The organism is Streptomyces sp. NBC_01016, from assembly GCF_026341035.1.
Lineage (GTDB): Bacteria > Actinomycetota > Actinomycetes > Streptomycetales > Streptomycetaceae > Streptomyces.
This window is the reverse complement of the sequence record NZ_JAPEOQ010000001.1, coordinates 4,614,907-4,635,776: the sequence shown is the minus strand read 5'-3', so window position 1 is coordinate 4,635,776 and position 20,870 is coordinate 4,614,907. Positions and strand designations below refer to the sequence as shown.

Below are 20,870 nucleotides of genomic sequence, written 5' to 3'. Positions count from 1 at the left end.
CGGCCACCATGGAGTACATGCACACCACAGCAATCCGGCACCGCGGCCCGGTCCTGGCGCTCATGTGCGTCGGCATGTTCCTGGTGCAACTCGATGTCACCGTCGTCAATGTCGCGCTCCCCCATATCGGAGAGGACCTGCGCACCGACCTTTCCGGGCTGCAATGGGTGGTCGATTCCTACACTGTCGTTCTCGCCGCGTGCCTGCTGGGCGCGGGGGTGATCGGTGACCGGTGGGGGCATCGCACGGTGGTGCTCGTCGGGCTCGCGCTGTTCGGCGTTACGTCGCTGCTGTGCGGTCTCGCGCCGAGCGTCGGCACGCTGGTCGCGGCGCGGGCGCTGCAGGGTCTCGCGGCGGCGCTCTTGCTGCCGAGCACGCTCGCCGTGGTGAACCGGACGTTTCCGAAGCGGGAGGAGAAGGCGCGGGCCCTGGGGGTGTGGGCCGGGGTGTCGGCGCTCGCGCTGCCGACGGGCCCCGTGCTCGGAGGTGTGCTGGTCACCGCGGTGGGGTGGCGGTCCGTGTTTCTCGTCAATCTGCCGGTGGTGCTCGTGGCCGCCGCCCTGACCTGGCGATACGTGCGGGCCGACGCGCCGTCCCGCACCGGGCGCCTCGATGTGCCGGGACTGCTCGCCGCGGCCGTCTTCCTCACCGCTCTCGTCTATTCGGCGATCTCGGCCGGGCGCTCCGGGGTGTCCGCGGCTCCGGTCGTCGCGGCGGTGGCCGCCGTGCTCGCCGCTGTCGCCCTCGCGCTGTGGGAGCGGCGGGCGGCGCAGCCGATGTTCCCGCCGGAGTTGGCCCCCAGGCCGGACTTCGTCGGGGCCAACGCGGTGGCGGCCGCCATGAACTTCGTCGGGATCGGCTCGATTTTCGTGATGACGCTGTATCTGCAGAAGGTCCAGCACCGCGACGCCCTGACGGCGGGGGCGATGCTGCTGCCGCTGTTCGTGCCGTTGGCCGCGTGCGCGCCCGTCACGGGGAGGCTCGCCGCACGCCTCGGACCGCGGCCGCCGATGGTCGCCGGGCTGCTCGTGGGGGCAGCGGGCTCCGCCTGTCTGCTGGTGCTCACGCCCGCGTCCACGTACGGCGATCTGCTGCCGACGCTCCTCGGGCTCGGGCTCGGCATGGGGCTGCTGACCGCTGCCGCGGTCGCCGCCGCGTTGCAGGCGGGGCCGCCGGACCGGCCCGGCCTGTCGTCCGGCGTCAACAACACCGCACGGCAGGCGGCCGGCGCGCTCGGCATCGCGGTGTTCGGGGCGCTGGCGCGGGACCCGGAGTCGCCTGCCCGGTTCACGATGGGGCTGCACCACATCGGCGTACTGGCCGCCGTGCTGTGGCTGGCCGCCGCCGCGTTGACGGTGCGTGTCGTGCCGCGTCCCGAGCGGCCGCACTGAGCGATCGCCCCACGGCGGCCGGAAGTTAATCTTTGCCGCATGCAGTCCTACACAATCGGCCAGGCCGCACGGCTGCTCGGCGTCAGCCCCGACACCGCGCGGCGGTGGGCGGATGCCGGGCGGATCGTCACGCACCGAGACACGAGTGGGCACCGGGTCGTCCAGGGCAAGGATCTCGCCGCGTTCTCCGTGGAGTTGGCAGCGGGCGACGACGCCGACGACCACCCCTCGTACACCTCCGTGCGCAATGCCTTCCCCGGCATCGTCACCGCCGTGAAGCTCGGCGACGTCGCCGCCCAGGTGGAGATCCAGGCCGGGCCGCACCGGCTGGTCTCGCTGCTCACGCGGGAGGCGGTGGAGGAGCTGGGCCTGGAGGTCGGCATGGAGGCCACCGCCCGCGTGAAGTCGACGAATGTCCATATCGACCGTGCGTGAGCATCACTCCCCCTCCCACCACATGTACGTACGAACGCACATGCACACCCACACCGTCCACTCACCGGGATCATGCGAACCCACAGGCGACTTCCCCCTGGCAGATGCGGCAGTATGGTCGCCGTAAGCGTTCCAGGACACAGCAGGGGAGCTGAACCGTGACAACCCGTTCCGCGCGCAGGACCACGACCCGCCGCATGCTTCAGGTGACCGGCATCGGGGCGGCGGCGCTGCTGACGCTGAGCGCCTGCGGATCGTCCGACTCCGGGTCCGGTGCGTCCGATGCGGACTCCTCGGGGGCGTCCAGCGGCAAGAAGCTGTCCGGGACGGTGAACGTGTTCGCCGCCGCCTCCCTCAAGGAGAGCTTCACGAAGCTGGGCAAGCAGTTCGAGAAGGAGCACCCCGGCACCAAGGTCACCTTCAACTTCGGCGGCAGCGACAGCCTCGCCGCGGGCATCACCGGCGGCGCCCCCGCCGATGTGTTCGCGGCCGCGAGCCCCAAGACGATGAAGACGGTGACCGACGCCGGTGACGCCGACGGCAAGCCGAGCACCTTCGTCCGCAACCAGCTGGAGATCGCCACCCTCCCCGGCAACCCGCACAAGGTGTCGTCCCTGAAGGACCTCACGAAGCCCGGCCAGAAGGTCGTGCTGTGCGCAAAGGAGGTGCCGTGCGGTGCCGCCGCGCAGACGGCCCTCAGCGCCAGCAAGCTGAAGCTCACCCCGGTCTCGTACGAGCAGGACGTCAAGAGCGCCCTGACGAAGGTGGAGTTGAAGGAGGCGGACGCGGCGGTCGTGTACAAGACGGATGTGCACGCGGCCGGTGACAAGGTGGAGGGCGTGGAGTTCCCCGAGTCCAAGGACGCCATCAACGACTACCCGATCGCCCCGCTGAAGAAGGCGCCGAACGCCGCGGCGGGCAAGGCGTTCATCGAGCTGGTCAAGTCCGCCGACGGGCAGAAGGCGCTGACCGAGGCCGGGTTCCTGAAGCCGTGACCGTGGCGGCGAACGACACCGTGGAGGGCGGGGCGCGGCGGCGCCGTGGCCGCGTCCCTCCGCTGCCGCTGCTTGTACCCGCGCTCGTGGGCCTTGCGTTCCTTGTGGTGCCGCTGATCGCACTGCTCGTACGGGCCCCGTGGGCGCAGCTGCCCGAGCAGCTGACCAGTCCCGAGGTGTGGCAGGCGCTCCAACTGTCGCTGGTGTGCGCCACGTTGGCGACGCTGGTGAGTCTGGTGCTCGGGGTGCCGCTGGCCTGGCTGCTCGCGCGCACGGAGTTCCCGGGGCGCGGTCTCGTACGGGCCCTGGTGACGCTGCCGCTGGTGCTGCCGCCCGTGGTGGGCGGCGTCGCGCTGCTCACCGCGCTCGGGCGCAACGGTGTCGTGGGGCAGTACCTGGACTCCTGGTTCGGGATCACGCTGCCGTTCACCACGACCGGTGTCGTGATCGCCGAGGCCTTCGTGGCGATGCCGTTCCTCGTGATCAGTGTCGAGGGCACGCTGCGGGCGGCCGACCCGCGCTACGAGGAGGCCGCCACGACGCTCGGCGCCTCCCGGTTCACCGCGTTCCGGCGGGTGACGCTGCCGCTGATCGCGCCCGGGATCGCGGCCGGCGCGGTGCTCGCGTGGGCGCGGGCGCTCGGCGAGTTCGGCGCGACGATCACCTTCGCCGGCAACTTTCCCGGCCGCACCCAGACCATGCCGCTCGCCGTGTACCTCGCCATGCAGAGCGACCCGGCCGCGGCGATCTCCCTCAGCCTGGTGCTGCTCGCCGTGTCGATCACGGTGCTTGCGGGCCTGCGTGACCGCTGGATGACCGCGTCATGACCGACCTTCAGAAGACGGTGCAGTACGAGGATGTGGCGGGGGCGGGGCTCGACGCGCGGCTCGTCGTGGATCGCGGCACCTTCCGGCTGGACGTCGCGCTCACCGCGAACCCCGGCGACGTCGTCGCGCTGCTCGGCCCGAACGGGGCCGGGAAGACCACCGCGCTGCGTGCCCTCGCGGGCCTGACTCCCCTCGACGCCGGACACCTCCACCTCGATGGCACCCCGCTCGACGGCACGCCACCCGAGTCGCGCCCGGTGGGCGTGGTGTTCCAGGACTATCTGCTGTTCCCGCACCTGAGCGCCCTCGACAATGTGGCGTTCGGGCCGCGCTGCCAGGGCGCCGCGAAGGCGGATGCTCGTACGCAGGCGCAGGCCTGGCTCGACCGGATGGGGCTCGCGGAGCACGCCGGGGCGAAGCCGCGTCGGCTGTCCGGCGGCCAGGCGCAGCGGGTCGCGCTCGCCCGCGCGCTCGCCACGCGGCCCCGGCTGCTGCTCCTCGACGAGCCGCTCGCCGCGCTCGACGCCCGCACCCGCCTGGACGTGCGCGCCCAACTCCGCCGCCACCTGGCCGAGTTCGAGGCGGTGGCGGTGCTTGTCACCCACGATCCGCTGGACGCGATGGTGCTGGCCGACCGGCTCGTCGTCATCGAGCACGGCCACGTCGTCCAGGAGGGCGCCCCGTCGGACGTCGCGCGCCGCCCGCGCACGGACTACATCGCCCAGCTCGTCGGCCTCAATCTGTACCGGGGCCGCGCCGAGGGCCACACCGTCCACGTCGACGACGACGGCCCCGCGATCACGACGACGGAGGAGCTGAACGGCCCGGTCTTCGTCGCGTTTCCGCCCAGCGCGGTGACGCTGCACCGGGAGCGGCCCACGGGGTCGAGCGCGCGCAATCTGTGGCGGTGCGAGGTGAGCGGGATGGAGACGCACGGCGACCAGATCCGCGCCGCCCTCTCCGGCGACCTCCCCCTCGCCGCGGACCTGACGACAGTGGCGGCGGCCGAACTCGACCTGCACCCCGGCGCGAAGGTGTGGGCCACGGTCAAGGCGACACAGACGCACGCGTATCCGGCGTGACGGGTCCTTCGGGTTGCCCGGGCTCTAGGGTGAAGCACACGCAAAAGCCCCATAAACCCGACTTTGCGAGGCGCATCGCCATGGCCCTCTCCATCCGCAATCAGCTTCCCGGCACCGTCACGGCCGTCACCACGGGCGAGGTGATGGCGACGGTCAAGGTCCGTCTCGACGGCGGCCAGGACCTCACGGCCGCCATCACCCTCGAGTCCGTCAAGGACCTGGGCCTCGCCTCGGGTTCCGCGGTCCGAGCCCTGGTCAAGTCCACCGAGGTGGCGCTCGCGACAGCGCCCGTCGAGGGCCTGTCCATCCGCAACCAGCTGCCCGGCACGGTCAGGGACGTCGCCACCGGGGGCGCCATGGCCTCGGTCAGGGTCGACATCAGCGGGGCGGAGCTGACCGCCGCCATCACGAAGGACGCCGCCGCCGACCTGCACCTGGCGGCCGGCTCCACGGTGGTCGCCCTGCTGAAGTCGACAGAGGTGTCGCTGGCCACTGCCTGAGGGACCCGCTCGCGTCTCATGTCGCGCCCGCGATGTGAGACGCGCTCCCACGGAATCCGGCGGAAACCCTAAAGTGGCGCACATGTTCGGACCCGCTCGTCACCTGGCTCTCGCGCTCTTCGCGGCCACGACGTGGAGTGTCGACGACGCGCTCTGTCGTCGTTGACGTCCTGCCGCGCCGCTTCGGCGCGGCGAGCTCCTCCTGTCCGAACCTTCCCACTCCAGCTGCCGGAGACCTGCCGTGACCACCGCTCCCCCCGCCGGGGCGCCGCCGCGCGCCGCCCTGATCGCCCCGTCCCCCACCTCCTCGCCCGCCCCGGTCGCCGAGTCCGCGCCGCCCACCCGGTGGGGGCCGCTCGTCGGCGCCGGGGTCATCGGCGCAGTTCTCGACGCCTACGTGTTCGTGGCGCACGGCGCCAAGCCGGGCGTCCTGCTGCTGCTCGGGCTCGGGCTCGGGTTCGCCCTGTTCCACTCGCGGTTCGGGTTCACCTCCGCCTGGCGGCAGCTCGTGGCCGTCGGCAACGGCACCGGGCTGCGCGCGCACGCCCTGCTGCTCGGCACGACGGCGACGCTCTTCGCGCTGATCATCGGCACCGGCAGCGGGCTGTTCGGTTCGGTGCCCGCGCCCAGTGCGGGACCGATCGGTATCGGCCTCATCGTGGGCTCGTTCCTGTTCGCGATCGGCATGCAGCTCGGTGGCGCCTGCGCGTCCGGAACCCTGTTCGCGGTCGGCTCGGGGCAGAGCTCGATCGTGCTCACGCTCTTCGGGTTCATCGTCGGTTCCACCCTCGCCGCCTGGCAGTTCGGGCTCTGGAGCGATCTGCCGGCGCTCGACCCGTACCTGCTGTCCGACCACGTCGGCTGGTTCGGCTCCTGGGCGATCACCATCGTCGCGCTCGCCGCGATCTGGTTCATCGCGCGCGCCGTGCAGGCCCGCCGCAATCCCCCGCCGGTCGGCACTCCGCCGTCGGCGAAGGGCACGCTGCTCCGTACGGTCCGTGGCTCCTGGCCGCTGGCGGCGGGCGCCATCGTGCTCGCGGTGCTCGGCGCGGGTGTGCTGCTGGTGTCCGGCGGCGCGTGGGGCGTGACGAGCGCGTTCGCGCTGTGGGGCTCGAAGGTGGTGGGCGCGCTCGGCGGGTCCCCCGAGACGTGGGCGTTCTGGCAGCAGCCCGGCAACTCCGCCCAGCTGGCGGGACCGGTGCTCGCCGACAAGACGAGCCTCACCGACATCGGCATCATGGTCGGCGCGGCGGTCGCCGCCGCGGCGGGCGGCGTGTGGAAGCTGCACCGCGGCATCCCCGCCCGTACGGCGGTCGCCGCGGTCGTCGGCGGCATCCTGATGGGGATCGGCGCGCGCCTCGCGGGCGGCTGCAACATCGGCGCGTACCTCGCGGGCATCGTCTCCGGTTCGCTGCACGGCTGGATCTGGGGCGCCGTCGCCATCCTCGGCACGTGGGCGGGCCTGCGGCTGCGCCCGGTCTTCGGCCTCGGCAACCCGAAGCCGTCGGACAGCGTCTGCTGACCTCGTAGGGCATCGAAGACATGCGGGTCCGGGGAGCGCACAGCGTGCTCCCCGGACCCGCTCTCGTGTGACCGTCAACGCGTCTCGTGTGACCGTCAGCGCGCCATCAGCGCGAAGACTCCCCAGCCGAGATATTCGCGCTGGTACCGCGCGTAGCGGGCGGGACCGGTGGTGAGCTCGGCCCGTACCTCGGCGGCCAGCTCGTCCTCGGGGTTCCCGTCGAGCCAGCGGCGGAGGTTGAGCCACTGAGCCGCCTGGTACCGGTCCCAGCTGTCCTGGTCGGCCAGCATCATTTCCACGATGTCGTACCCGAGCCCGCCGAAGCGCTCGATCAGCTCCGGCAGCGGCAGGAAGTCGTCCTTGCCGCCGGCGTGGCAGGCCCTGGCGGTGTCCTCGTCGGGCACCTCACGGCGCCAGTACGGCTCGCCGATGAGCATCAGGCCGCCGGGGCGCAGGCTCTTGGCGAGGAGGTCGACCGTGCCGGCCACGCCGTTCCCGATCCAGGTCGCCCCGACGCACGCGGCGAGATCGACCGGCTCGTCCGCGACGTACCCGGAGGCGTCGCCGTGGACGAAGGCGACCCGGTCGGCGACACCGAGTTCGGCGGCGCGGGCGCGGGCCTTCTCGGTGAACACCGTGCTGATGTCCACTCCGGTCCCGGTGACGTGATGGTCGCGGGCCCAGGTGCACAGCATCTCGCCGGAACCGCTGGCGAGGTCGAGCATCCGGGTCCCGGGCGCCAGGTGCAGCGCCCGGCCCAGGGCGGCGAGCTTGCCCGGGGTGAACGGGTTGTGGATGCGGTGGCTACTTTCGCGAACGGTGAAGATGCGCGGCAGATCCACGAGGGGTGTTCCTTACGTTCGAGACGTGCGATGAGGTCAGGGCTTCCGGGAGGGACAGACGACCGGAGTCGGCCGCCGTTGCTCGGACCGTCATCAAGCACACCTCGTTCTGCACGCGGGGGTGGACCCGGTCAACCTAGGCCGTCCGGACCGCGCGCTCCACCGATTTACGCCCCCGCCGCCTCGCCGAGCAGCCCCTCCAGCGCGGCCACCGCATGCTCGCGATGCCCGTCGAGCAGCCGCACCGCGTCCTCCGTGCGCCCCTCGCGCAACGCGTCGAGGACCGCCCGGTGTTCGTCGATGACATGCGTACGGCTGGTCGAGTCCGCGTAGTACAGGGAACGGTAGGCGTCGGTGGCGTCCCACAAGGTCGCGATGAGCTGGACCAGGCGGTGCATGCCGGACGCCTCGAAGAGGACGAAGTGGAATCTGCGGTTGGCGGCCGCCATCGCCGCGACATCCGCAGCGGCGGCCTGCGCCTCCACCTCTTCCTGGGCCTCCGCCAGGGCGTCGAGGACGGCACCGCCGCCGCGCATCGCCTCGCGTACGGCCTCGGCCTCCAGGATCTCCCGGATGCGGTACACCTCGCGCAGCTCGGCCAGGGACAGCTCGGCCACGAAGTAGCCACGGTGCGCGTGGTGCACGACGAGGGACTGGCCCTCCAGCGTCTTGAGCGCCTCGCGCAGCGGCACCCGGCTCACGCCGAGCTGCTCGGCGAGGGCGTCCTGCCGGATCGGCATGCCCGGCCTGATCTCCCCGCTGGTGATGGCGCGGCGCAGCTCCTCGAGCACGAACTGCTGCGCCGTGGGGGGCCGCCGCCTCGGTGCGGGCGTGGTCATGGCGGCTCCTCTTCCTCTCTGCCGGGCGTCGGCAGCACGTGGTGAACGGCGCCCATCCTACGGAGCCGCACTGACATCGCCCGCCTCGTCGGCGGCGGAAAGCCCCAGCTCGGCGAGGATCTGCTCGGTGTGCTCGCCGAGCCGCGGCGGCGCCGTGATGTACGCGGCGGGGGCGGCGCTCAGCCGGATGGGGTTGGCGACCTGGGCAGCGGGGGCCTCGCGGTTCGGGTCGTCGATGTGTACGCGGGGGTCGAGGCCGAGCCGTTCCGCGAAGGCGAAGGCCTCCCCGAGGTCGTTGATCGGGCCGCAGGGCACGCCGACGGCGGTCAGTGTCTCGAACCACTCGTCGGCCCCGCGCTCGCGCAGCCGCTCGGTGAGTTCGGCCAGGAGTTCCTCCCGGTGGGCCACGCGCGCGGTGTTGCTCGCGAAGCGCGGGTCCTCGGCGAGGCCCGGCACCCCCAATTCGGCGCACAGCGCGCCGAATTGGCGGTCGTTGCCGACGGCGAGCGCGAGCGGCCGGTCCTTGGCGTCGAGGACCTCGTACGGGGCGATGCTCGGGTGCTTGTTGCCCATCGCGCGCGGCACCACTCCCCCGGCGACGTGCGCGGAGGCCTGGTTGGTGAGCGCCGAGAGCAGCGAGGTGAGCAGGGAGACCTCCACCTTCTGCCCCTCGCCGGTGGCGTCGCGGTGTCGCAGCGCCGCCATGACACCGAGCCCCGCGTGCATCCCCGTGATGACATCGACGAGCGCGACACCGGCCTTGGTGCCCTGGCCGCCCGGCTCCCCGGTGACACTCATGAGTCCACCCATGGCCTGCACCAGGAGGTCGTAGCCGGGCAGCGCGGCGCCCTCGGCGGAGCCGAATCCGGTGACCGAGCAGTACACGAGGCCGGGGTTGAGCGCGCTCAACTCCTCGTAGCCGAGGCCGAGTCGGTCCATGGTGCCGGGCCGGAAGTTCTCGACGAGGACGTCGGCGCGGGCGGCGATGGCGCGGGCGGCCTCGCGACCGGACTCCTCGGTCAGGTCGAGGGCGACGGAGCGCTTGTTGCGGTTGACCCCGAGGAAGTAGGTGGCCTCGCCGTCGGCGAAGGGCGGCCCCCAGGAGCGGGTCTCGTCGCCGGCTCCGGGGCGCTCGACCTTGATGACCTCCGCGCCGAGGTCGGCGAGGAGCATCGTCAGGTACGGGGCCGCGAGGACCCGGCCGAAGTCGGCGACGACGAGCCCTGCGAGGGCGCCCTGGGCGGCCGGCTCGGCGGCCGGGCTGGTGGTGGCCCGCATACGACTCTCCTTGGCAAGCGGTGGGCGTGCGGCTACGATCCGAGACGTAAAGAAAGTTGGATCCAAAATCCGATATCCGTCACCCTAGCGCCGACCGGCCACGCAGCCAAGGAGTCCGCGATGCCCTCAGCCCCCCTCCACCCCTTCGAACTCGTCGACATCGACGGCATGTTGAGCGACGAGGAGCGCGCCATCCGCGACACCGTGCGCACCATGGGCGAGCGCGAGCTGCGCCCGAAGGTGGCCGAGTGGTTCGAGAACGGCGCCATCCCGGCCCGCGAGCTCGCCCGCGAACTGGGCGGTCTCGGCGTCCTCGGCATGCACCTGGAGGGCTACGGTTGCGCGGGCACCAGCGCCGTCTCGTACGGGCTCGCGTGCATGGAGCTGGAGGCGGTGGACTCGGGTCTGCGCAGCCTGGTCTCGGTGCAGGGCTCGCTCGCGATGTACGCGATCTGGAAGTACGGCTCCGAGGAGCAGAAGCAGCAGTGGCTGCCGGGCATGGCGGCGGGCGAGAAGATCGGCTGCTTCGGCCTCACCGAGCCGGACGCGGGCTCCGACCCCGGCTCGATGCGCACGAACGCCAAGCGCGACGGCAAGGACTGGGTCCTCAACGGCGCCAAGATGTGGATCACGAACGGTTCGGTGGCGGACATCGCCGTCGTCTGGGCCCGCACCGAAGAGGGCGTGCGCGGCTTCCTCGTCCCGGCGGGTGCGCCCGGCTTCTCGGCTCCGGAGATCAAGCGCAAGCTGTCCCTGCGCGCCAGCGTCACCAGCGAGCTGGTCCTGGAGGACGTACGGCTGCCCGCCGACGCCATGCTGCCGAACGCGCGCGGTCTCTCCGGCCCGCTCGGTTGCCTCAACGAGGCCCGCTTCGGCATCGTGTTCGGCGCGCTCGGCGCCGCCCGCGACTGTCTGGAAGCGGCGATCTCCTACGCCGGTGACCGGACGGTCTTCGAGCGCCCCCTGGCCTCGTACCAGCTGACGCAGCAGAAGCTCGCCGACATGGCCCTCGAACTCGACAAGGGCATGCTGCTCGCGCTGCGCCTCGGCCGGCTCAAGGACGAGGGCCGCGGCACACCGGAGCAGATCAGCGTCGGCAAGCTCAACAACGTGCGCGAGGCCATCCAGATCGCCCGCGAGTGCCGCACCATCCTCGGCGCCAACGGAATCACCCTCGAATACCCGGTGATGCGGCACGCCAACAACCTGGAGTCCGTGCTCACTTACGAGGGCACGAGCGAGGTCCACTCGCTGGTGATCGGCAAGACCCTGACGGGCCTGCCGGCCTTCCGCTGAGCTGCCTGAGTCACCTGAGTCACCTGCTGAGCCGCCACATCACTTCGCCGTCGTTCCACTCGTCCGTGGGCGCGAGCCCGCAGGCGGTGGCGACGGCGGCGGATGCGTGGTGCTCGGGGTGGATGTGGGCGACGAGCGTCCCGACGCCCTGCTCCCCGAGCCACGCGACGAGCCCTCGCGCGGCCTCGGTGGCGAAGCCGCGCCCCTGCCACCGCGTGCCCACGACCCAGGCGATCTCCGCGACGCCGCCTCCGACGGTCGCCTGGACCGTGCCCACCAGGCGCTCCTCGTCCCGGAGTTGGACCACCCAGTTGAGCCAGGTGACGGCCGGGTCGGGCGAGCCCGCGAGCATCCGCCGGTAGCGCGCCCGCAGTTCCTCGACCGTGTCCGGTGTGCCGCCGATGAAGGTGTGCAGGGCCGGATCTGCGAGCACGTCGACCATCTCCTCGGCGTGCTCGACACGCAGCGGCAGCATGGCCAGCCGTCCGGTGGTGAAGGTGGACATCTTCTCGCTCATCCGCTCGCTCATCTGCTCGCCGCCGCACTGTCCACGCGGATCAGGGTCTGCTGCCCGTTCGCCACCAGCTTGCGCCGGTCGCCCTGCACCCCGAACACCTCCAGTTGGCACACCGTCAGGGTGCGTCCCGGCTTCAGTACGGTGCCGACGGCCTCGAGGTGGTCGCCGACGGCCGGGGCGAGCAGGTTGATCTTGTACTCGACGGTGAGGACCTCGGTGTCCTCGGGGAACAGCGTGTACGCCGCGTAGCCGCCGGCGCTGTCGGCGATCGAGCTGGTGGCGCCCGCATGGAAGTAGCCGTGCTGCTGGGTGAGTTCGGGCCTGCTCGGCAGCACGATGTGCACCCGCCCCTCGGCGACCTCGGTGAGTTGGGCGCCCAGATGTGCCATCAGGCCCTGTCGGTCGAAGCTCTTGCGGATGCGGGCCTGTATCGCCTGCATCCGGTCCATCTCGTCGTTCACACGCGCTCCTCGGACTCCGTCTACGCCAACTGCTCCGCCAACAGGAAACCACCGATCGCGATCATCATGACCCCGGAGACCCGGGTCACGGCCCGCGCCGCCGAAGGACGTGTCTTCAAGACGGTGCGCGCCAGCACACCGACACCGAGGTAGACGACGGCGCAAGCGGTCATGTGGAGGGTGCCGAGGACGCCCGTCTGCACGGCCACCGGCCAGCCCGTCGCCGGGTGGATGAACTGCGGGAAGAGGGAGAGGTACAGCAGCAGCGCCTTCGGGTTGAGGCCGCTGATGCCGATGCCCTTGAGCATGACCTGGCGGCGGGAGGCGCCGACGGGCTCTTCGCCGGCGCTCAGCACGGCGGGCTGCCGCAGCACGTTGCAGCCGAGCCACACCAGGTATCCGGCCCCGGCGACGGTCAGCGCCGTGAGCAGGGTCGCCGAACTCGCCACGAGCACCGCCAGGCCCGCGACGGCGAGCAGTGTGTATCCCACGTAGCCGGTTATCAGCCCGGCCACCGCCGGGACGACCGAGCGGTCCCGCAGTCCGGCCGCGATCGCGTAGGCCCAGTCCGCGCCCGGCGTGAACACCAGCAGGAGGTCCACGGCCAGAAATGCCGCCAGTGTGGTCGTGTCCATGTGTGTCGATCCCTCTCACGTGCAGTTGTACGCGAGGAAGGCTAGGCCGGATCCGCCCGAAGGTGTTCCCTTCTTTCCCCCGCCACCGGCGGATCTGAGGGAGAATCTTCTTCATGGATGCCATGGACCGGAAAATTCTTACCGAGCTGCAGATGGACGGCCGTCTCACCATCACCGAGCTGGCCGCACGCGTGAAGCTGAGCGTCTCGCCCTGCCACCGCCGCCTGCGCGATCTCGAACGCTCGGGGGCGATCCGCGGCTACCGCGCCGTCGTCGACCCGTCCGCCCTCGGCCTGGACTTCGAGGCGCTGGTCTTCGTCACTCTGGGCTGGGAGGACCGGGACACCGTCGCCTCGTTCGAGGAGGCGGTGGCGGCGGTGCCCCATGTGCTGCAGGCGCAGCGCCTGTTCGGCGACCCGGACTATCTGCTGCGGGTGGCCGCCGCCGACCTGACCGCCTTCCAGCAGCTGTACGACCAGCAGCTCGCGCGCCTGCCGGGAGTGCAGCGCCTGAACTCCACGCTCGTAATGAAGAACGTCGTCGCGAATCGGCCGCTGCCCGACTGACTCGCCACCCCCCTCCAGCCCTCTCTCGCTCTCCCAACCGTTCTCCCACACTCTGATGTTGTGCACTTTATTGACCGCAGTCATCAGCGCGCATACATTCACGGGCACCCTTCCCCTGCCCAAGGGAGCCCGCGATGTCCCAACACACCAAACAACTGCGGCGAGTTGCCCTCTCCGGGCTGCTCGGGACCGCCGTCGAGTTCTATGACTTCCTCGTCTACGGCACCGTCGCCGCGGTCGCCTTCGGTGAGCTGTTCTTCCCCGGCGCCGACCCGGCCGTCGGCACCATCGCCGCGTTCGGCACCCTCGCCGCCGGCTACGTCGCCCGCCCCCTCGGCGGGATCGTCTTCGGGCACTTCGGCGACCGGCTGGGACGCAAGTCGATGCTGCTGCTCACGATGGGCCTGATGGGCGGCGCCAGCTTCCTCATCGGGCTGCTGCCGACGTACGACACCGTAGGTGTCTGGGCGCCGCTGCTGCTGATCACGCTGCGCGTCGTGCAGGGCATCGCCATCGGTGGTGAGTGGGGCGGCGCCACGCTGATGGTCGTCGAGCACGCGGGGGCGCGACGGCGTGGGCTGTGGTCCAGTTTCACGCAGTTGGGGGCGCCACTGGGCTCGCTGCTCTCCGCGGCCGTCGTCGCCCTCGTCGTCTCGCTTCCTAAAGAAGAGTTCATGTCGTGGGGTTGGCGGGTGCCGTTCCTGCTGAGCGTGGTGCTGCTCGGCGTCGGCCTCTTCGTACGGCTGAAGGTCGTCGAGAGCCCGCTGTTCGCCGAGGTGAAGCAGGAGCGCGACACTGCGCGCCTGCCGATCGTCGACGTGCTGCGCCGACCGCGCCCCGTCCTCCTGGCCTGCTGCGTCGGCATCGGCGCCTTCACCGCGCAGTCCCTGCTGACCAGTTACCTGATCTCGTACGCCACCGACATCGGCTACGGGCGCTCGCAGGCGCTGACCGCGCTCACGGTCTCCTCGTCGGTCGCGCTCGTCGTGCTGCCCTGCGCCTCGGTGCTCTCCGACCGGATCGGCCGCAGGCCGGTCGTCCTCGCCGGCGCCCTCGTCTCCGCGGCGCTCGCCTTCCCCGTCCTCGCGCTCGTCGACTCCAAGTCGCCCGGCCTGCTGATCCTCGCCGTGGTCCTGGGGCACGGGGTCGCCCAGTCCATGATGTACGGCCCGCTGGGCGCCCTGTTCAGCGAGATGTTCGGCACGCGCGTGCGCTACACGGGCGCCTCGCTCGGCTACCAGGGCGCCACCCTGGTCGGCGCCGGCTTCTCCCCCATGATCGCCGGAGCCCTGGTGGCGGGGAGCGGCGACAGCACACCGATCGCCCTGCTGCTGTGCGGCGGCTCGCTGATCACCGCGGTCTCGCTCTGGTTCGTCCGCGAGACCGGCAAGGACGCCCTCGTGCACGCCACCGAACACCCCACCGCCCTCACCAAGGAGGCCTCCGCGTGAAGAAGCCCGGTCCCCGGACACGTATCGCCTGCGCCGTCGCCGTCGTACTGGCCGCCACCGCGCTGCCCGCCCAGGCCGTCGCGGCGGCGCCGGACAGCAGACACGTGGAGGGCAGCCTGCCCTCGGGCGCGACGTACGTCATGGACGTCCCCACGGCGTGGAACGGAACGGTCCTGCTCTTCAGCCACGGCTACAACGACGTCGGTGCGCCCAACCCCGCCGAGGACGCCCCGGACGACGCCACCAAGTCCCTTCTCCTGAAGCAGGGTTACGCCCTGGCCGGCTCCTCCTACGCCTCCGCCGGCTGGGCGCTGCCGGGCGCGGTCGACGACCAACTGGCCACCCTGTCCGCGTTCACCGACCGGTTCGGCTCCGCCGGGCGCACCGTCGCCTGGGGGCGCTCGTACGGCGGGATGGTGACCACCGCGATCGCCGAGCGGCACCCGGAGCGCATCGACGGATCGCTGTCCCTGTGCGGCCTCGTGCACGGCGGCGTCGCCAACTGGAACAACACGCTGGACCCCGTGTTCGCCCTCAAGACGCTCCTCGCGCCGGGCTCCGACGTGCCGCTGGTCGACCTGCCGGACCAGGAGACGGCCACGCGCGCGGCGGACACCATGGTCGCCGCGGTCGACAAGGCGCAGACGTCCCCCGAAGGACGCGCCCGCATCGCGCTCGCCGCCGCCCTGCACAACATCCCCGGCTGGAACCAGGAGGCGCAGCCCCGGCCCGGCGCCACCGACTGGGACGCCCAACAGGCCAACCAGTACGACGCCGTCAAGGGACTGCTCAAGATCGCCGCCTTCAACCGGCGCCAGGAGTCCGAGACCCGGTCCGGCGGCAACACGTCCTGGAACACCGGCGTCGACTACGCGAAGCTGCTCGCGCAGTCCTCCGTGAGCAAGGAGGTCACCGAGCTGTACCGCAAGTCGGGGCTCTCCCTGCGCGACGATCTCGCCACGCTGGGCCGCGCCCCGCGCATCGGCGCGGACCCGGACGCGGTGTCCTGGATGCGCCGCACCAGCACGTTCTCCGGCAAGCTCACGAAGCCCCAGTTCGACGTGCACACCACCGGCGACCCGCTCGTGCCCGTGCAGACCGAGAGCGCGCTGCGCCGTGCCGTCACGGCCGCCGGAGCCTCCTCCCAGCTGCGGCAGGCCTACACCGACAACGCCGGGCACTGCACGTTCAGCGCCGCGGAGCAGGTCGCGGCGCTGCACACCCTGGAGGACCGGATCGACACGGGGAAGTGGCACGGAACCGACGCGGACTCCCTCAACGCGGCTGCCGCGGAAGCGAATGCGACCGACCCCTCGCGGTACGTCTCGTACCGGCCCACCCCCTATCTGCGACCGTACGACCGCGCACACCCCGCCGATGGCCGGTGATCGGGTCCGGCCGCCCGCCGCGCTGTCGGTGGGCGGCCGTACGCTTTCCACCGTGGCGTACGACAATGACGATCTGACCGGCTCCGCGGCGGACGGCGCCCAGCCGCGCCCGCAGTCGCTCCTGCTCGCCTTCTTCGGCAACCATGTGCTGGCGGAAGGGGACTTGTATGTGTACTCGGGCAGCATCATCGAGGTCCTCGGCCGCGTGGGGGTCGGCGAGCCGGCGGTGCGGTCGACGCTGAGCCGGATGGTCAACCGGGGCCTGTTGCAGCGCCGGCGCGAGGGCCGCCGCATGCACTTCGGGCTTACGGAGCAGGCGAAGCGGGTGCTGGACGACGGCGGCGCCCGCATCTGGAAGCAGGGCGCGGTCAACGACGAGTGGGACGGCACCTGGACGCTGCTCGCCTTCTCGCTCCCCGACGCCTGGAAGCGTCAGCGCCACGAGCTGCGTTCGCGCCTCGCCTGGTCCGGGTTCGGCGCCCTGTACAGCGGGTTGTGGATCGCGCCGGGGCAGGTCGACGTGTCGGCGGTGGTCGCGGAGCTGGGGCTCGCCAAGCACGTCAAGGTCTTCCACGGGGAGGCGGGGGTGGCCACGGACATCGAGGAGATGATCCGTGACACGTGGGACCTGGAGAGCGTCGCGGCCCGGTACCGGGCCTTCGACAGCAGATGGGGCGACGCGCCCGCGGCGGGAGCCGACGACCCGCTCGGTACCCGGTTGCTGCTGGTCAGCGAGTGGCTCGACACCATCCGCGCCGATCCCCGGCTGCCGGCCGGGCACCTCCCGCGCGACTGGCCGGCCCGCTCCGCCCAGGAGACGTTCCACCGCATCGCCGAACAAACCGAGGCGCCCGCGCGGGAAATGGCCCGCGAACTGCTCCAGACGACGACGGTGCGATGACAGGATCACCCTGAGGCCATCCTGAGGAGGTGCCGGTGTTCGCACGGGGCAGGCGGTTCTTCGCGGTGGCCGTGGCCGCGGTCTGCATGGTGCTCATCGGCCCGAGCACACCAAGCGGCGCGCTCGTCTCCGAGCCGCTCCCGCTGCCCGTCGGCGCCGCGAAGGACATCGTGCCGGGCCGCGTCATGACGTGGAACATCTGCAACCCCTGCGGCAGCGCCCAGAACCTCGGCAGGGCGGCCGACATCGCGACGTACGCGCCGCAGGTCGTCGGCCTGCAGGAGGCGTGTGTGCGGGACGTCGAGGAGATCCGCGCCTACCTGAAGACCTTCTACGGTCTGACGTACCGGGTCGAGTACGGCTCGGTGCTGCGCAACTGGGGCCGCTGCGGGGGACTTCCGTGGCGGGCGGGCGGCTACGGCCAGGCGATCCTCTCCGCGGCACCGATGACCGACCCCGTCACCGTCGAGTATCCGGACGGCGGTTCCGAGGACCGCGGCTACCTGGCCGTCACCACCTCGGTGGGCGGCCGCCCCGTCCGCGTCTTCAACACCCATCTCGCGCAGCGGGAGCAGGAGTCGTTCCGCGAGAAGCAGGTCTCCGTCTTCGCCAAGGCGGTCGCCCGCCACGAACGCACCATCGTGCTGGGCGACTTCAACGCCGTGCCGGACGCTCCCGAACTCGCCCCGATGTGGTCACTGGCCACGGACGCGGACCCCCGCTGCCGCCCCACGGCCGACACCGACTGCGGGACGACCACGGACTGGTACAGCAAGTTCGACTACATCTTCCTGCGCGGCTTCGACGCGCGAACCCATGCGGTGCATCCCAGCGCGTACTCGGACCACCACTCGTTCCGCGCGGACCTGGAGAACCGGGAGCCGTAGGGCCCGCGGCCGTCACCCCTTCTTGCGCAGCACCTCCCCCACGTTCTCCTCCCGCCACCGGCGGAGCAGTTCGTGGAAGGCGACCGCGCCGTGCGGGTAGGAGTTGGGGCCGTTGGGGCGGCCGCGGCCCTCGCGGTTGTAGTAGCCGGGGGTGCACTCGGCGTGGAACCACTCGTGGTCGGGGGAGCCCTGGGCGCAGGTCGCGCGCCAGGCGTCGACGGCCTCGGAGGTCGGCTCCAGGACGGCGTCGGCCTTCTCGGCGGCGGCGACGAGGGCCGCGGCGTGCGCGGCCTGTTCGTCCAGGATGTGGCTGAAGTTGACGCTGGAGGCGTTCTGCATCGGGCCCAGCTGGATCAGGTTGGGAAAGCCGGCGCTGGTGAAGCCGTGCAAGGTGCGTGGGCCGAACCGGCTGAGCGCGTCGAGGAGTTGGAGGCCGTCGCGGCCCGTCACCGGCAGCTTTCCCGAGGTGACTCCGGAGACACCGACGGAGAACCCGGTCGCGAAGACGAGGCAGTCGATCTCGTACTCCACCCCGCCGACGACGACACCGCGCTCCGTCATGCGCTCGATGCCATGGGTCTCCGCGGTGTCCACGAGCGTGACGTTGTCGCGGTTGAAGGCGGGCAGGTACAGGTCGGAGAACGTGGGCCGCTTGCAGGCGTAGCGGTACCAGGGCTTGAGGGCCTCGGCGGTGGCCGGGTCGGTGACCTCGGCGGCGACCCGGTCGCGGATCTCGTTCATCGTGGCGTGGTCGGCGGCCTCGTACGCCGCCTCGAAGTCCGCCTCGCCGTCGCGACGGAAGCTGGGCAGGAGCTTTTCGAGGAGTGCCGCCGACTCGGTCCAGCGGTCGGCGACCAGGTCCCGCTCGGCGTCCTCGCCGGAGACGATCCGCAGGAAGTTCTCGCGGCGCTCGTGCGCCCAGCCTGGCCGGTCCGCGCCGATGTCCTGCGGCGTCATGCGCCGGTTTCCCCGCACGTCCACGGCGGAGGGCGTGCGCTGGAAGACGTACAACTGCCGGGCGTCCTCGGCCAGTTCGGGGATGGCCTGGACGCCGGTGGCTCCCGTGCCCACTACGCCGACCCGCTTGTCGGCGAGGCCCGTCATGCCGCCATCGGGGCCGCCGCCCGTGTAGCCGTAGTCCCAGCGCGAGGTGTGGAAGGTGTGTCCCTTGAAGTCCTCGATGCCGGGGATGCCGGGGAGCTTGGGCTCGGAGAGGGTGCCGGTGGCGGTGACGACGTACGTGGCCCGGAACTCGTCGCCCCTGTCCGTCGTGACCACCCATTGGTGGGCGCCGCCGTCCCAGGTCAGGGCGGTCACCGCGGTCGAGAAGAGGGCGTCCTCGTACAGGTTGAAGCGCTCGGCGATGCGTACCGCGTGGCGCCGGATCTCGTCGCCCGGCGCGTACTTCCACTCGGGTACGTAGCCGGTCTCGTCCAGCATCGGCAGGTAGACGTGCGACTCGATGTCGCAGTGGATGCCGGGGTAGCGGTTCCAGTACCAGGTGCCGCCGAAGTCGCCGCCCTGCTCGATCACCCGCACCTTCTCCAGGCCCTGCTGCCGCATCCGCGCGCCCGCCAGGATCCCACCGAACCCGCCGCCGACGACCGCGACGTCCACCACGTCGCGCAGCGGCTCGCGCTCGGCGACCTCGCCCGCGTACGGGTCGGCGGCGAAGTAGCCGAACTCCGCGGTGGTGGAACGGTATTGGGCCGCGCCGTCGGGGCGGACGCGGCGCTCGCGCTCGATGCGGTAGCGCTCGCGCAGCTCCGCCGTCTCCTGCGGGGTGGGGGGCGTGGCGCACTGCGGCAGGGTCATGCGGCGGCTTCCTCTCGTGGGGGGACATGCGAAGTCGCCCCACGCTGGGGCTTCCGCACGGTCACAGGTACCGTAACCCAACAACCGGACAACACTGTCCGGTAGGGTCCGGTGCACCCCACCCGGCCCCACGACGTGACGCGACACGACTCAACGCGACCCGACTCGACGCGAAAGGCCCGCGATGTCGAACCTCACCCCCACCTCCCCACTGCGCGACTGGCTCGCGAACCCCGCCGCGGGGCAGATCCTGCGCGGCATGCTGGCCTCCCAGGGGCAGAGCGAGGAAGCCCTGGCCCCCGCCCTCGGCCTGCCGCTGGAGCAGCTCGTCAAGATGTCCGGCGGCAAGTTCCCCGCGGAGCTGGTCGGTGTGCTGGTCACCGCCGCCGAGACCGGTGAGATACCCGAGGGCCTGCCCACCGCTCCCCCGGCCGCGCACGCCACCGCCGCGGACCCGGGCATCGAGATCGGCGCCCCCGAGCAGTGGACCGAGCAGGTCACCTCCGGCCGCTTCTCCGGGCAGACCGTCGTCGTCACCGGCGCCGCCTCCGGAATCGGCAGGGCCGTCGCCTCGCGTGTCGTACGCGAGGGCGGCCGGGTCGTCGCCGTCGACGTGTCGGGCGACAAACTGGCCGATCTGGCCGCCGAGTTGGGCGAGGCGCTCGTGCCGGTCGCCGCTGACATCACCGAGCCCACGTCCGCCGACACCGTGCTCGCCGCGGCGGGCGGCCGCGTGGACGCGCTCGCGAACGTCGCGGGCGTGATGGACAACGACGCCGCCGTGCACGAGATCGACGACAAGATCTGGGAGCGCGTCATGCGCATCAACGTCGACGGGCCGATGCTGCTGATGCGCGCCGTGGTGCCCGGAATGCTCGCGGCGGGCGGCGGCCGGATCGTGAACATCGTGTCCGAGGCGGCGCTGCGCGGCTCGGCGGCCGGCGCCGCGTACACGACCTCGAAGCACGCCCTCGTGGGCCTGACGAAGTCCTCGGCGTACCAGTACGCGGGCACGGGCGTGCAGGTCAACGCGGTGGCGCCGGGCGCCGTTGCCACGGGGATCCAGGTCCCGGAGGGCGCGCCGTACGGCTCCGCCCGCACCGCGAAGATGCGCGTGGCGATCCCCGGTCTCGCGATGGCGGAGGAGCTGGCCGCCTCCGTCACGTTCCTGCTCAGCAAGGACGCGGTGAACCTCAACGGGGTCATTCTGCCGTCGGACGGCGGCTGGTCGGTGGCCTGAAC

General features: G+C 71.7%; 21 protein-coding genes. 14 read left to right on the top strand and 7 right to left on the bottom strand.

All coding sequences use genetic code 11. From position 1 onward, the window contains the following. Positions 1-17 precede the first annotated feature (17 nt). The 7 genes from OG746_RS20790 (at position 18) to OG746_RS20760 (ending at position 6,752) form a co-directional block, all read left to right on the top strand. Positions 18-1,391 carry an MFS transporter gene (locus OG746_RS20790; RefSeq protein ID WP_266716630.1) on the top strand — a complete coding sequence of 458 codons (1,374 nt, stop codon included), beginning with the start codon at positions 18-20 and terminating at the stop codon, positions 1,389-1,391. Between the two features lie 39 nt (positions 1,392-1,430). Next, positions 1,431-1,826 (top strand): TOBE domain-containing protein, encoded by a 396-nt coding sequence (locus OG746_RS20785; protein ID WP_266716628.1) that lies wholly within the window; start codon positions 1,431-1,433, stop codon positions 1,824-1,826. A gap of 197 nt (positions 1,827-2,023) precedes the next feature. Further along, complete coding sequence (gene modA, locus OG746_RS20780) at positions 2,024-2,821, top strand: molybdate ABC transporter substrate-binding protein (RefSeq protein WP_266719104.1); 798 nt, start codon at positions 2,024-2,026, stop codon at positions 2,819-2,821. Continuing rightward, positions 2,818-3,648 (top strand): molybdate ABC transporter permease subunit, encoded by an 831-nt coding sequence (gene modB, locus OG746_RS20775; RefSeq protein ID WP_524540438.1) that lies wholly within the window; start codon positions 2,818-2,820, stop codon positions 3,646-3,648. Before modA ends, modB begins: the two co-directional genes overlap by 4 nt. Continuing rightward, the gene (locus OG746_RS20770; RefSeq protein WP_266716624.1) at positions 3,645-4,730 is read left to right on the top strand and encodes an ABC transporter ATP-binding protein; all 1,086 of its coding nucleotides are present in this window, start codon (positions 3,645-3,647) and stop codon (positions 4,728-4,730) included. The genes modB and OG746_RS20770 overlap by 4 nt, the downstream gene beginning before the upstream one ends. Positions 4,731-4,810: 80 nt before the next feature. Next, the gene (locus OG746_RS20765) at positions 4,811-5,230 is read left to right on the top strand and encodes a TOBE domain-containing protein (RefSeq protein ID WP_266716622.1); all 420 of its coding nucleotides are present in this window, start codon (positions 4,811-4,813) and stop codon (positions 5,228-5,230) included. Positions 5,231-5,471: 241 nt separating this feature from the next. Beyond that, a complete protein-coding gene (locus OG746_RS20760; protein WP_266716620.1) occupies positions 5,472-6,752 on the top strand; it encodes a YeeE/YedE family protein in 1,281 nt (426 codons plus the stop codon). Positions 6,753-6,847: 95 nt separating this feature from the next. Here the strand turns inward: OG746_RS20760 and OG746_RS20755 are convergent, their stop codons facing one another. The 3 genes from OG746_RS20755 to OG746_RS20745 form a co-directional block, all read right to left on the bottom strand. Further along, on the bottom strand, positions 6,848-7,594 hold the full coding sequence (locus OG746_RS20755; protein WP_266716618.1) for a methyltransferase domain-containing protein: 747 nt from the start codon (positions 7,592-7,594) through the stop codon (positions 6,848-6,850). 167 nt (positions 7,595-7,761) lie between these two features. After that, entirely contained in the window at positions 7,762-8,433 is a 672-nt protein-coding gene (locus OG746_RS20750) for a GntR family transcriptional regulator (protein WP_266716616.1), read from the bottom strand. Between the two features lie 57 nt (positions 8,434-8,490). After that, positions 8,491-9,711 carry a CaiB/BaiF CoA transferase family protein gene (locus tag OG746_RS20745; RefSeq protein WP_266716614.1) on the bottom strand — a complete coding sequence of 407 codons (1,221 nt, stop codon included), beginning with the start codon at positions 9,709-9,711 and terminating at the stop codon, positions 8,491-8,493. A gap of 120 nt (positions 9,712-9,831) precedes the next feature. Here OG746_RS20745 and OG746_RS20740 point away from each other — a divergent pair, with 120 nt between their 5' ends. Continuing rightward, complete coding sequence (locus tag OG746_RS20740; RefSeq protein WP_266716613.1) at positions 9,832-11,007, top strand: acyl-CoA dehydrogenase family protein; 1,176 nt, start codon at positions 9,832-9,834, stop codon at positions 11,005-11,007. 19 nt (positions 11,008-11,026) lie between these two features. Here OG746_RS20740 and OG746_RS20735 read toward each other — a convergent pair whose 3' ends face one another. From OG746_RS20735 to OG746_RS20725, 3 genes are read right to left on the bottom strand one after another with little or no spacing between them, the layout of a single operon-like run. Beyond that, on the bottom strand, positions 11,027-11,524 hold the full coding sequence (locus OG746_RS20735) for a GNAT family N-acetyltransferase (RefSeq protein WP_266716611.1): 498 nt from the start codon (positions 11,522-11,524) through the stop codon (positions 11,027-11,029). 8 nt (positions 11,525-11,532) lie between these two features. Further along, the gene (locus OG746_RS20730; RefSeq protein WP_266719102.1) at positions 11,533-11,973 is read right to left on the bottom strand and encodes a PaaI family thioesterase; all 441 of its coding nucleotides are present in this window, start codon (positions 11,971-11,973) and stop codon (positions 11,533-11,535) included. Positions 11,974-12,005: 32 nt separating this feature from the next. Next, positions 12,006-12,620: a LysE family translocator gene (locus OG746_RS20725; protein ID WP_266716609.1), complete on the bottom strand. Its 615-nt coding sequence runs from the start codon at positions 12,618-12,620 to the stop codon at positions 12,006-12,008. 113 nt (positions 12,621-12,733) lie between these two features. Between OG746_RS20725 and OG746_RS20720 the strand changes: the two genes are divergently transcribed. The 5 genes from OG746_RS20720 (at position 12,734) to OG746_RS20700 (ending at position 17,813) form a co-directional block, all read left to right on the top strand. Next, positions 12,734-13,186 (top strand): Lrp/AsnC family transcriptional regulator, encoded by a 453-nt coding sequence (locus OG746_RS20720; RefSeq protein WP_266716607.1) that lies wholly within the window; start codon positions 12,734-12,736, stop codon positions 13,184-13,186. Positions 13,187-13,320: 134 nt separating this feature from the next. Continuing rightward, the gene (locus tag OG746_RS20715) at positions 13,321-14,637 is read left to right on the top strand and encodes an MFS transporter (RefSeq protein ID WP_266716605.1); all 1,317 of its coding nucleotides are present in this window, start codon (positions 13,321-13,323) and stop codon (positions 14,635-14,637) included. Next, on the top strand, positions 14,634-16,025 hold the full coding sequence (locus OG746_RS20710) for a prolyl oligopeptidase family serine peptidase (RefSeq protein WP_266716603.1): 1,392 nt from the start codon (positions 14,634-14,636) through the stop codon (positions 16,023-16,025). Before OG746_RS20715 ends, OG746_RS20710 begins: the two co-directional genes overlap by 4 nt. A 52-nt stretch (positions 16,026-16,077) precedes the next feature. Beyond that, positions 16,078-16,926 carry a PaaX family transcriptional regulator gene (locus OG746_RS20705; protein WP_266716601.1) on the top strand — a complete coding sequence of 283 codons (849 nt, stop codon included), beginning with the start codon at positions 16,078-16,080 and terminating at the stop codon, positions 16,924-16,926. 35 nt (positions 16,927-16,961) lie between these two features. Then, positions 16,962-17,813, top strand: coding sequence for an endonuclease/exonuclease/phosphatase family protein (locus OG746_RS20700; RefSeq protein WP_524540437.1), 852 nt, complete (start codon positions 16,962-16,964; stop codon positions 17,811-17,813). Positions 17,814-17,825: 12 nt separating this feature from the next. On the opposite strand, the gene OG746_RS20695 is transcribed toward OG746_RS20700, so the two are convergent. Next, positions 17,826-19,628, bottom strand: coding sequence for a flavin-containing monooxygenase (locus tag OG746_RS20695; protein WP_266716599.1), 1,803 nt, complete (start codon positions 19,626-19,628; stop codon positions 17,826-17,828). A gap of 184 nt (positions 19,629-19,812) precedes the next feature. Here OG746_RS20695 and OG746_RS20690 point away from each other — a divergent pair, with 184 nt between their 5' ends. Next, on the top strand, positions 19,813-20,868 hold the full coding sequence (locus OG746_RS20690) for an SDR family NAD(P)-dependent oxidoreductase (RefSeq protein WP_266716597.1): 1,056 nt from the start codon (positions 19,813-19,815) through the stop codon (positions 20,866-20,868). The last annotated feature ends 2 nt before the right edge of the window (positions 20,869-20,870 follow it).

Coding starts and splice junctions, on each gene's coding strand:
- OG746_RS20735 (WP_266716611.1), bottom strand. CDS start 11,524: ATGAGCGAGAAGATGTCCACCTTCACCACCGGACGGCTGGCCATGCTG.
- OG746_RS20730 (WP_266719102.1), bottom strand. CDS start 11,973: ATGGACCGGATGCAGGCGATACAGGCCCGCATCCGCAAGAGCTTCGAC.
- OG746_RS20695 (WP_266716599.1), bottom strand. CDS start 19,628: ATGACCCTGCCGCAGTGCGCCACGCCCCCCACCCCGCAGGAGACGGCG.
- modA (WP_266719104.1), top strand. CDS start 2,024: ATGCTTCAGGTGACCGGCATCGGGGCGGCGGCGCTGCTGACGCTGAGC.
- OG746_RS20750 (WP_266716616.1), bottom strand. CDS start 8,433: ATGACCACGCCCGCACCGAGGCGGCGGCCCCCCACGGCGCAGCAGTTC.
- OG746_RS20770 (WP_266716624.1), top strand. CDS start 3,645: ATGACCGACCTTCAGAAGACGGTGCAGTACGAGGATGTGGCGGGGGCG.
- OG746_RS20765 (WP_266716622.1), top strand. CDS start 4,811: ATGGCCCTCTCCATCCGCAATCAGCTTCCCGGCACCGTCACGGCCGTC.
- OG746_RS20785 (WP_266716628.1), top strand. CDS start 1,431: ATGCAGTCCTACACAATCGGCCAGGCCGCACGGCTGCTCGGCGTCAGC.
- OG746_RS20725 (WP_266716609.1), bottom strand. CDS start 12,620: ATGGACACGACCACACTGGCGGCATTTCTGGCCGTGGACCTCCTGCTG.
- OG746_RS20740 (WP_266716613.1), top strand. CDS start 9,832: ATGCCCTCAGCCCCCCTCCACCCCTTCGAACTCGTCGACATCGACGGC.
- OG746_RS20720 (WP_266716607.1), top strand. CDS start 12,734: ATGGATGCCATGGACCGGAAAATTCTTACCGAGCTGCAGATGGACGGC.
- OG746_RS20745 (WP_266716614.1), bottom strand. CDS start 9,711: ATGCGGGCCACCACCAGCCCGGCCGCCGAGCCGGCCGCCCAGGGCGCC.
- OG746_RS20690 (WP_266716597.1), top strand. CDS start 19,813: ATGTCGAACCTCACCCCCACCTCCCCACTGCGCGACTGGCTCGCGAAC.
- OG746_RS20715 (WP_266716605.1), top strand. CDS start 13,321: ATGTCCCAACACACCAAACAACTGCGGCGAGTTGCCCTCTCCGGGCTG.
- OG746_RS20790 (WP_266716630.1), top strand. CDS start 18: ATGCACACCACAGCAATCCGGCACCGCGGCCCGGTCCTGGCGCTCATG.